Here is a 9,962-nt window from a genome sequence, read left to right as displayed (position 1 = left end):
CGCCAGGGCGGCCGCCGCCCCGGCATCGAGCGGCTTGCCCTCCGGGGTGGTCACGTACAGGGTGTCCACCGCGTTGGCGCCCAGCGTGGAGACGTGGGCGCTGCGCACCCTGACGCCCGCCGACTCTAGGGCCCGGCCGATGCGGTGCAGCAGGCCGACGGCGTCGGGCGCCCGCACCTCCAGCACCGTGGCCAGCGAGGAGACGCCCCCGACGACCGTGACCCGGGGCGGCGGCGGGACGACCCCGCGCCGGCGCGGGTAGGCCGCCTCGCGGTCGGCCAGCTTCGCCGGGACGTCCAGCGAGCCGTCCAGGGCGCGCACCAGGTCGGTGCGCAGCCGGGCGGCCTCGGGCAGCGCCCCGTACTCGGCCGCCACCCGCCAGCGCAGCACCAGGACCTCGCCGAGGCGGTCCGGGAGCTCGACGGAGCGCAGGTCGGCGGCCCGCACGGTGAGCCGGTGCAGGGCCAGCACCCCGGCGGCGGCGGGCAGGACCCCCGGCTGGTCGGGCACCGCCACCACGAGTTCCACACCGACCGCGTCCTCCTCCTGGCGGGCGTGGAGGGCCAGCACCGGTTCACGGGTGCGCAGGGCCTCCACCGCCAGGCGTTCCTGCTCGGCGCTGGGGATCTCCGGTTCCCGCTCGGCGGGGGCGGCGCCGCGCAGGACGGCGGCGACGCGTGCGACGAGGTCCGCGACGAGCGAGCCGCGCCACGCGCTCCACGCGGCGGGCCCGGTGGCCAGGGCGTCCGCCTCGGTCAGGGCGTGCAGTATCTCCAGCGTGCCCACCGAGCCGACGGCTTCGGCGACCGAGCGGACGGTGGCCGGGTCGTCCAGGTCGCGCCGGGTCGCGGTGTCGATCAGCAGCAGGTGGTGGCGTACGAGCGCGCCCAGCACGGCGACGTCCCGGGCGTCGAAGCCCACGCGTGCGGCGACGTCCCGGGCGATGGTCTCCCCGGCCACCGAGTGGTCGCCCGGCCAGCCCTTGCCGATGTCGTGGAGGAGCGCGGCCATCAGCAGCAGGTCGGGCCGGCCGACGCGGCGGGTGAGGGCGGCGGCCCGCACGGCCGTCTCGATCAGGTGCCGGTCGACGGTCCAGGTGTGCACGGGGTTGCGCTGCGGGCGGCAGCGCACCCGCTCCCAGTCCGGGAGCAGCCGGGTGATCAGCCCTTCCGCCTCCATGGCCTCCCAGACGGCGACGGTCGGCTCCCCCGCGCCCAGCAGCGTGAGCAGTTGTTCGCGGGCCTCCGCCGGCCAGGGCACCGGCAGCGCCTTCCCCTGCTGTGCGAGCCGGCGTACGGCGTGCGGTGAGACGGGGAGCCCCGCCTGCGCGGCGGCGGCGGCCAGCCGCAGGGCCAGGACGGCGTCGCGTTCCGGGCGGGCGGCCAGGGCCAGGACGGCCTCGCCGTCGGACTCGACGACGCCTTCGGCCAGGGGTGCCCGGGGGGCGGCGGGGGCGCCGCGGCCGCCCAGCAGCCCGCGCAGCCTGGGCCGGGCGGCGCGGGCGCGCAGGACCCGCCCGACCTCCCGCCAGGTCACGTCGCCGGCGTACGCGACCACGCGCGCGGCCTCGTAGACCTCGCGCAGCAGGGCGTCGGCGTCGAGCAGTCCCAGCTGTGCGGCGACCTGGTCCTGCTCCTGGAGCGAGAGCCGGTCGGTGGCCCGGCCGGTGACCAGGTGGAGGGCGTCGCGCGCGTCCAGGAGCCGCCGCCGGGCCTCGGCGAGGCCTTCGCGCGGGGCGTCCGCGAGCCAGGAGGCGGCGACCGCGCGCAGCGCGGTGACGTCCCGGAGGCCGCCGCGGGCCTCCTTGAGGTCGGGTTCGAGCAGGAAGCGGAGTTCCCCGGCCCGCTCGGCCCGCTCGCGGCACAGGGAGTGCAGCTCCGGAAGGCGTTTCGGCGCCTGGTTGCGCCAGTCGGCCAGTACGGCGGTCCGCAGGCCGGCGAGGAGCCCCGCGTCGCCCGCGACGGTCCGGGCGTCCAGCAGGCCCAGGTGCACCTTCAGATCCTCGGCGGCCGTCTTGCGGGCCTCGCCGGGGGTGCGTACCGAGTGGTCGAGGGCTACGCCGAGGTCCCACACCGGGTACCAGAGGCGGTCGGCCAGTGCGCCCAGTGCCCGGGGCTCGGCCTTGCCGTCGTGCAGCAGCACCAGGTCGAGGTCGCTGCGGGGGGAGAGTTCGGCCCTGCCGTAGCCGCCCACGGCGACGAGGGTGGCGCCGCGGACGCCCGTCTCCCGTGCGGCGGTGGCGAAGAGGGCGCTGAGCCATTCGTCGGTCAGCCCGGCCAGGGCGGAACGCCGCGAGGGCCCGGACCGCGACTCCTCCTGGAGGAGTCGCAGCCGGGCCGCGGCGTATCCGCTGGGTCCCGAGTCGGCCGTGTGGTCGGTGGTGTCTTCGACGCTCGTCACCCAGGAGCTCCCGTCAGTTGGGCCTGTCTACAGCGCGTCCGCGCCGCGTTCGCCGGTGCGGACCCGGACGACCGAGTCCACGGGGACGCTCCACACCTTGCCGTCGCCGATCTTGCCGGTGGAGGCCGCGCTGACGACGACCCGGATGAGCTCTTCGGCGTCGGAGTCCTCGACGAGCACCTCGATGCGGATCTTGGGGACGAGGTCGACCTGGTACTCGGCTCCGCGGTAGACCTCGGTGTGGCCCCGCTGGCGTCCGTAGCCGCTGGCCTCGCTGACCGTGAGGCCCTGCACTCCGAAGGCCTGGAGTGCTTCCTTGATCTCGTCCAGCTTGTGCGGCTTGACGATCGCGGTGATCAGCTTCATGCGTCAACCTTCTTGCTCGCGGCGGAGGGGGTGGGGGCGGTGTTCCGCGCGGCGGCTCCGCCACCGGCTCCGCTGAAGTCGTATGCGGTCTCGGCGTGCTCGATCTGGTCGATGCCGGCGACCTCGTCGTCCTCGGAGACCCGCATCCCGATGGTCTTGTCGAGGAGGAAGGCGAGCCCCGCGGATGCCACCAGAGAGTAGGCGAGGACGGAGAAGACACCGATCGCCTGCTTGCCGAGCTGCTCCAGGCCGCCGCCGTAGAAGAGGCCGGCGACGTCGGACTGGACCCCGCCGGTGGCGAAGAGGCCGACGAGCAGGGAGCCGGCGACACCGCCGACGAGGTGGACGCCGACGACGTCGAGGGAGTCGTCGTAGCCGAACTTGTACTTGAGGCCCACCGCCATGGCGCAGAGCACACCGGCGATGGCGCCGACGGCGATGGCGCCGAGGGGGCTGACGGCGCCGCCCGCGGGGGTGATGGCGACGAGGCCGGCGACCGCGCCGGAGGCGGCGCCGAGCGTGGTGAAGGAGCCGTGGCGCAGCTTCTCGTAGGCGAGCCAGGCCAGCATGGCGGCGGCGGTGGCGACCTGGGTGTTGACGAACATGACCGCGCCGACGCCGTCGTCGTTGCCGAGCCAGGAGCCCGCGTTGAATCCGAACCAGCCGAACCAGAGGAGACCGGCGCCGAGCATCACGAGGGGGAGGCTGTGCGGGCGCATCGGGTCCTTCTTGAAGCCGACGCGCTTGCCGATGACCAGGATCACGCCGAGGGCGGCGGCGCCCGCGTTGATGTGGACGGCGGTGCCGCCGGCGAAGTCGATGACGCCCATTTCGAAGAGCCAGCCGCCTGCGCCCCAGACCCAGTGGGCGACGGGGAAGTAGACGACGGTGACCCACAGTGCGGTGAACAGCACCCAGGCGCTGAACTTCACCCGGTCGGCGAGGGCGCCGCTGATCAGGGCCGGGGTGATGACGGCGAACATCAGCTGGAAGACGGCGAAGACGTAGACCGGGATGGTGTAGCCGTCCCAGAGCTCGGTGAGCCCGATGCCGCTCAGGCCCACGTAGTCGGAGTTCCAGCCGATGAGGGAGCCGGAGTCGGTGCCGAAGGCGAGGCTGAAGCCGTAGAGGACCCAGAGGATCGTGACGATCCCCAGGCTGATGAAGCTCATCATCAGCATGTTGAGGCTGCTCTTGACGCGGACCATGCCTCCGTAGAAGAAGGCGAGTCCCGGGGTCATCAGCATGACCAGGGCGGAGCAGATGAGCATGAACCCGGTGTTCGCGGCAGACAGCGTCGGGGCGTCTGCAGCGAGGGTCGTGATGGCTGATGCCATCGGCGTCTCCTCGTCGTCGGTACGTTCGCGTGCGGGCGATCGTGAAAGCCTGAGCGGCGGCAGAAGGAACTGGCCGGTTATTGGCCATGAGATTCGCGCAGGCCGGTTTCCGGCGGCGCCGCCCGATGTTTCGCGGCCGTGACGAAGAGGTCTGTGCTGTTACGCGGCGATGAACACGGCAGCCATCAATTGAGCCACCACGACGACGGGCGACCCACTCCGCGAGAGCGGCGCCGGCTCAGGCGCAAAGGGGTGACCGGCCGCGGCAGTGACCCGGACGTCCTGGCTGGGGGAGCCTGATCGGGCTTCACGGGGTGACTGCCGCGGCCGGAGCCTTGGGGGCCGCTCGGGCCGTCAGACGGCCTCCGCGGCTTCGGGGAGCCGTGAGGCGAGGTGGTCGGTGAGCCGGACGACCTCGGCGACGTCGCCGTATTCACGGGCGGCGCTGTCGACGGTCTTGCGCAGCCGCGTGTTCACCCGTTCGGAGCGCACCTTTCCCGCCACGTCGAGGGCCCGGTCGACGAAGGAGGCGGCCTGCTCGGGCTCGCGCTGGAGCAGGTGGACGGTGGCCATGCCGATGAGGTTGAGGGCGTAGGAGCGCTGGTGCTCCTGGTCCTTCTCGAAGAGCTCGACGGCCCGCTCCATGACGGGTTCGGCGAGGGAGGCGTACATGGGGCTGCGTCCGGCGACGTAGGCGAGGTCCCGGTAGGAGTGGGAGTTCTCGCCGTTCAGCTCGGCCTCGGAGAAGAAGCGGATCCAGTCGGGTTCCGGCTCGCCCGCGAAGCCGACGTCGCCGAAGGTGTCCTCGGCCATCCGCACGGCCCGCTTGCAGCGGCTGGGCTGGCCCATGTTGGCGTACGCGCGGGCCTCCATCGCATACAGCATGGCCTGGGTGCGCGGGCCGGCGCAGTCGCGGCTGCCGTACTGCGCGAGGTGGATGAGTTCGAGGGCGTCCTCGGGCCGGCCCAGGTGGATCATCTGGCGGCTCATCCCGGAGAGGATGTACGAGCCGAGCGGCTTGTCCCCGGCCTCCTTCGCGGCGTGCAGGGCGAGGACGAAGTACTTCTGCGCGGTGGGGTGCAGGCCGATGTCGTAGCTCATCCAGCCGGCCAGCTCGGCCAGTTCCGCGGCGACCTTGAAGAGCCGCTTCATCACCGGGGCGGGGTGGTTCTCCTGGAGCAGGTCGGTGACCTCGTGGAGCTGGCCCACGACGGCCTTGCGGCGCAGGCCGCCGCCGCACTGGGCGTCCCACTGGCGGAACATCACGGTGGTGGCGTCGAGGAGGTCGAGCTCCGGTTCGGAGAGCCGCGGCGGGCGGTGGCCGCCGAGGGCCCCCGTCGGCCCCGCCCCGCGCGGTCCCGGGTCGGCGGCCGGGGCCGGGACGAGCCAGCGCTGCATGGGCTCGATGAGGGCGGGGCCGGCGGAGAGCGCGAGGGAGGTCCCGAGGAAGCCGCGGCGGGCCAGCATCAGGTCGCTGCGGGAGAACTCGCCGAGCAGTTCGACGGTCTGCGGGCCGGCCCAGGGCAGGTCGACCCCGGAGACGGAGGGCGTCTGGTGGGCGGTGCGCAGGCCGAGCTGCTCGATGGCGACGACGGAGCCGAAGCGCTCGGAGAACAGCTCGGACAGGATGCGCGGAACGGGCTCGCGGGGCTGTTCGCCGTCCAGCCAGCGGCGCACCCGGGAGGTGTCGGTGCTGATGTGGTGGGCGCCCATCTGCCGGGCCCTTCGGTTGACCTGGCGGGCGAGTTCGCCCTTCGACCAACCGCTGCGGACGAACCACGACGTCAGCTGGTCGTTGCGCGCAGCAGCATCGTCCATCGTTCCGCTTGCGCCGTTGCCGCTCACTGGAACGCCCCCATCCGCTCAGCCTCTTCCTTACGAAACCTTGGCCGGGACGCCGAGCGTCACCACGGACCTTCACAGGTCCTTCACGCATTGCCTCCGGCATACCCACGCACGGGGTCCGCCTCAGGGTTCGCGTACCGAAAGTAATCCTACGATCACCCCTGCGGCGAGGCCGTTTCCAGAAACGCCACCATTCGCCACCCCTTCGAATGAACCCGCCACCGGCCAGGCGCGATTCACTTGACACGAGGGTGAAACGGACCGGTTGGACTGGAGTGCGCTCGGGGCGCGCGCGGCGAGGAGTGCGCCGGGCGGGCGGCGCCGGACACTCCCCCGGGGCCTCGCGGGGGACGTCCGCGCGGCCCGGCGGCGGGCCCCGCCGGCCTCCTCACCACAGGCGTCGTAACCACCGGCGCGTCCGACCCGTTGGAGGGGGCATGGGCATGGGCATGGGCTTCACGATCGGCGGCAGCCGCGGCACCAAGGAGTTCCGTTCCGGTACCCGGCGCCGCGGCCGGACCTCGGAGTGCACGACGGTGGCGGAGTACACCGGGTTGTGGGGCTGGGACGTGGTCCCCGGGGCGCGTGCCGCGGCGCCCTCCCGCGACTGCTCCTGCGAGGACGGCCGGTGCGCGGCGCCCGGGGCGCATCCGCTGGCCTTCGCGCCCACGGTGCCGGCCGGCGCCACCCTCGACGAGGTCACCGAGGCCTGGGGGGACTACCCCGGCGCGGCGGTGCTGCTGCCGGTGGGCCGCGCCTTCGACGTCATCGAGGTCTCCGAGGAGGCCGGGCGGCGGGCGCTGGTGCGGCTGGAGCGGATGGGCCTGCCGCTGGGCCCGGTCATCGCCACCGCGGAGGGCCGGGCGCAGTTCTTCGTGGCCCCCGGCGCGGCGGCGGAGCTGCCGCAGCTGCTGTACCGGATGGGCTGGGACGACGCCGACCTGGACCTGCGCGCCCTGGGCCCGGGGGCCTTCGTGACGGCCCCGCCCTCCGACCGGGCCGGCCTCGGGCAGGTCTGCTGGCTGCGCCCGCCCGCCCTCGACTCGGCCGGGGGCCCGCCGCAGGCGCGGCTGCTGCTGGGCACCCTGGCGTACATCTGCCACCGGTTCCGCCGCTGAGGGGTCCCGCGCATACCGGTGCCCCCGCGTTCCTGGCGGAAGGCGGGGGCACCGGTATGCGCGCGGAAGCCGGGCTCAGTCGCCGATCAGGGCGTCCACGAACGCCTCGGGCTCGAACGGGGCCAGGTCGTCCGCGCCCTCGCCGAGGCCGACGAGCTTGACCGGGACGCCCAGCTCGCGCTGGACGGCGACGACGATGCCGCCCTTGGCCGTGCCGTCGAGCTTGGTCAGCACGATGCCGGTGATGTCCACGACCTCGGCGAAGACGCGCGCCTGGGTCAGGCCGTTCTGCCCGGTGGTGGCGTCCAGGACCAGCAGGATCTCGTCCAGGGGGCCGTGCTTCTCCACGACGCGCTTGACCTTGCCGAGCTCGTCCATGAGGCCGGTCTTGGTGTGCAGTCGGCCGGCGGTGTCGATGAGCACGACGTCGGCGCCCTCGGCGATGCCCTCCTTGACCGCGTCGTAGGCGATCGACGCGGGGTCGCCGCCCTCGGGGCCGCGCACGGTGCGGGCGCCGACGCGCTCGCCCCAGGTCTGCAGCTGGTCGGCGGCGGCGGCGCGGAAGGTGTCGGCCGCGCCGAGCACCACGCTGCGGCCGTCGGCGACGAGCACCCGGGCCAGCTTGCCCGTGGTGGTGGTCTTGCCGGTGCCGTTGACGCCGACGACCATGATCACGCCGGGGGTGTCCTCGCCGCTCTCCGTCTTCACGGCGCGGTCGAAGTCGGTGCCGACCAGGGTCAGCAGCTCCTCCTTGAGCAGGGCGCGCAGGTCCGCCGGGGTGCGGGTGCCGAGGACCTTGACCCGCTCGCGGAGCCGCTCGACGAGCTCCTGGGTGGGCACGACGCCGACGTCGGCGACGAGGAGGGTCTCCTCGATCTCCTCCCAGGTGTCCTCGTCGAGGTGCTCACGCGAGAGCAGTGTGAGCAGCCCCTTGCCGAGGGAGTTCTGCGACCGGGCGAGGCGGGCGCGCAGCCGGACCAGGCGGCCGGCGGTGGGCTCGGGCACCTCGATCTCGGGCGCGGCCGGGGCCTCCGGCTCGGCTGCCGGCGCCTCGACGGGAGCCTCGGCCTCCGGGAGTCCGACCTCCTCGATCGTGCGGCGCGGCTCTTCCGCCGTCTCTACGGCGTCCTCCCCCACCTGCGGCTCGGCAGGCGGGGCAGTGATGGTCGGCGTGCTCGGCGGTGCCGGGGGCGGCAGCTGCTTCTTCTTGCGGCTGCTGACCACGAGCCCGCTGATCACGCCGACCGCGACCAGGGCGATGACTACAGCAAGGATGAGGATGTCCATAACCCCACCAGTATCGGCCACGGCCACCTCGGAGCCGGGAACCCGGGCACGCGGACCGGGACGTAAGCCTCTGTTTGTGGTTTTAGCGGCAAATCCACGATGATGGGCGACTTCCTCTCACACCTCCCAGGGAGCAGCCGCATGCCTGCCGAGCCCGCCGACGGCGGAACCGAAACCGCCATGGAGACCCGCGGTCTGGGGCCCGTCCCGGACGGCGAGCGCGGCGGCCGGGTCCGCGAGCTGGTCCCCACCTGGGTCGCCGCCAACATCAGCGTGCTGCTGCTGACCATGGGCGCGGGCCTGGTGATCTTCAACAGGCTCAACATCTGGCAGGTGCTCGTCGTCGCCGTGGCCGCGCCGGTCGTGTCGTACGGGCTCGTGGGCCTGATCTCGATCGCGGGCAAGCGCGGCGGTGCTCCCGGCATGGCGCTCTCGCGGGCCGTCTTCGGGCAGCGCGGCAACCTCTTCCCGGGCGCCCTGATCTGGGTGGCCCGCTGGGGCTGGGAGACCATCAACGCGGTGAGCGGCGCGTACGCCGTGCTGACCGTGCTGGACCTGCTCTTCGGGATCAGGAGCAGCACCACCCTCATAGTGGTCACCCTGCTGTTCTTCGTGGGCTGCACCTTCGTGGTCTCGGGCCTGGGCATCAGCGCCCTGCGGGTGTGCTCGAAGTGGTCGACGTACCTCTTCGGCGCCTTCAGCGCGCTCGTCCTCGGCCACCTGCTCCTGACCACCGACTGGCCGGCCGTCCTCGGCAAGCCGGCCGGCTCCACCGCGATGATGGTCGCGGGCATCGGCACCATCGCGGCCGGGGGCATCAGCTGGGTGCCCTCGGGCCCCGACTTCACCCGCTACCTGCCGCGTACCGCCTCCTCCAGGGCCGTGGTCGGCGCGACGATCGGCGGCGCCGGCATCGTCGTGCTCCCGATGGTCCTGATGGGCGCGGTCATGGCCGTCGGCACCCCGGACCTGGCGACCGCCCAGGACCCGGTCTCCTTCATCGGCGAGCTGCTGCCCACCTGGATCGCGGTCCCCTATCTGCTGATCGCGCTCGTCGGCATGCTGCTGATCAACTCGATGTCCATGTACTCGGCCGGCTTCACCGCGCAGACCCTCGGCATCAAGGTCCCGCGCGCCTGGGCGGTCGGCGTCAACGCGGCCATCAGCCTGGTGTTCGGCTTCCTGCTGATGGTGGTCGCGACGAGATTCTTCGGCTCGTTCATCTCGTTCCTGACCCTGCTGGCCGTCGCCTTCTCGGCGTGGATCGGCGTCTTCGGCGTGGACATGCTGCGCCGCACGGGCTACGACGGTCCCGCCCTGCTGGACACCACGCGGACCAGCGCCTACTGGTACAGGGGCGGGTTCGCCTGGCAGGCCATGACGGCGTGGGCGGTGGCCCTGGTGGTGGGTCTGCTGTTCACCCGGGTGGAGTGGTTCGGCGGGCCGCTCGCCGGCACCTGGATCGGGCGCAACGGCCTCGGCTGGGCGGCCGGCATCGTGACCTCCGGCGTGCTGTACGCCGTGCTGCCGCGCACGGCGCCCGCCGCCGCGGCCCCCGCGCCGGAGCGGGAGCCCGAGCCCGAGCGCGCCGGATCCCTGTCCAACTGAC

Annotated in this window: 7 protein-coding genes; 2 read left to right on the top strand and 5 right to left on the bottom strand. The window is 73.2% G+C overall.

The window, feature by feature from the left end; all coding sequences use genetic code 11:
- The 4 genes from AVW11_RS13845 to nsdA all read right to left on the bottom strand — a co-directional run.
- A partial coding sequence (locus AVW11_RS13845; protein ID WP_076044104.1) for a [protein-PII] uridylyltransferase occupies positions 1-2,400 on the bottom strand: 2,400 nt, incomplete at its 3' end.
- Positions 2,401-2,427: 27 nt separating this feature from the next.
- Positions 2,428-2,766: a P-II family nitrogen regulator gene (locus tag AVW11_RS13840; RefSeq protein ID WP_030844530.1), complete on the bottom strand. Its 339-nt coding sequence runs from the start codon at positions 2,764-2,766 to the stop codon at positions 2,428-2,430.
- A complete protein-coding gene (locus tag AVW11_RS13835; RefSeq protein ID WP_030844532.1) occupies positions 2,763-4,103 on the bottom strand; it encodes an ammonium transporter in 1,341 nt (446 codons plus the stop codon). Before AVW11_RS13835 ends, AVW11_RS13840 begins: the two co-directional genes overlap by 4 nt.
- A 354-nt stretch (positions 4,104-4,457) precedes the next feature.
- The gene (gene nsdA, locus AVW11_RS13830) at positions 4,458-5,921 is read right to left on the bottom strand and encodes a transcriptional repressor NsdA (protein ID WP_051699924.1); all 1,464 of its coding nucleotides are present in this window, start codon (positions 5,919-5,921) and stop codon (positions 4,458-4,460) included.
- A gap of 476 nt (positions 5,922-6,397) precedes the next feature.
- Between nsdA and AVW11_RS13825 the strand changes: the two genes are divergently transcribed.
- Positions 6,398-7,066: a bifunctional DNA primase/polymerase gene (locus tag AVW11_RS13825; RefSeq protein WP_076044106.1), complete on the top strand. Its 669-nt coding sequence runs from the start codon at positions 6,398-6,400 to the stop codon at positions 7,064-7,066.
- Between the two features lie 75 nt (positions 7,067-7,141).
- Here the strand turns inward: AVW11_RS13825 and ftsY are convergent, their stop codons facing one another.
- On the bottom strand, positions 7,142-8,353 hold the full coding sequence (gene ftsY / locus AVW11_RS13820) for a signal recognition particle-docking protein FtsY (RefSeq protein ID WP_030844539.1): 1,212 nt from the start codon (positions 8,351-8,353) through the stop codon (positions 7,142-7,144).
- Between the two features lie 141 nt (positions 8,354-8,494).
- Here ftsY and AVW11_RS13815 point away from each other — a divergent pair, with 141 nt between their 5' ends.
- Positions 8,495-9,961 carry a purine-cytosine permease family protein gene (locus tag AVW11_RS13815; RefSeq protein WP_076044103.1) on the top strand — a complete coding sequence of 489 codons (1,467 nt, stop codon included), beginning with the start codon at positions 8,495-8,497 and terminating at the stop codon, positions 9,959-9,961.
- Position 9,962 lies beyond the last annotated feature (1 nt).

Origin of the sequence: Streptomyces amritsarensis, assembly GCF_001953875.1 — a bacterium.
Lineage (GTDB): Bacteria > Actinomycetota > Actinomycetes > Streptomycetales > Streptomycetaceae > Streptomyces > Streptomyces amritsarensis.
Note: the sequence above shows the minus strand (reverse complement) of the source record. Positions and strands in the feature narration are given on the sequence as shown.

Coding starts and splice junctions, on each gene's coding strand:
- ftsY (WP_030844539.1), bottom strand. CDS start 8,353: ATGGACATCCTCATCCTTGCTGTAGTCATCGCCCTGGTCGCGGTCGGC.
- nsdA (WP_051699924.1), bottom strand. CDS start 5,921: ATGGACGATGCTGCTGCGCGCAACGACCAGCTGACGTCGTGGTTCGTC.
- AVW11_RS13815 (WP_076044103.1), top strand. CDS start 8,495: ATGCCTGCCGAGCCCGCCGACGGCGGAACCGAAACCGCCATGGAGACC.
- AVW11_RS13825 (WP_076044106.1), top strand. CDS start 6,398: ATGGGCTTCACGATCGGCGGCAGCCGCGGCACCAAGGAGTTCCGTTCC.
- AVW11_RS13840 (WP_030844530.1), bottom strand. CDS start 2,766: ATGAAGCTGATCACCGCGATCGTCAAGCCGCACAAGCTGGACGAGATC.
- AVW11_RS13835 (WP_030844532.1), bottom strand. CDS start 4,103: ATGGCATCAGCCATCACGACCCTCGCTGCAGACGCCCCGACGCTGTCT.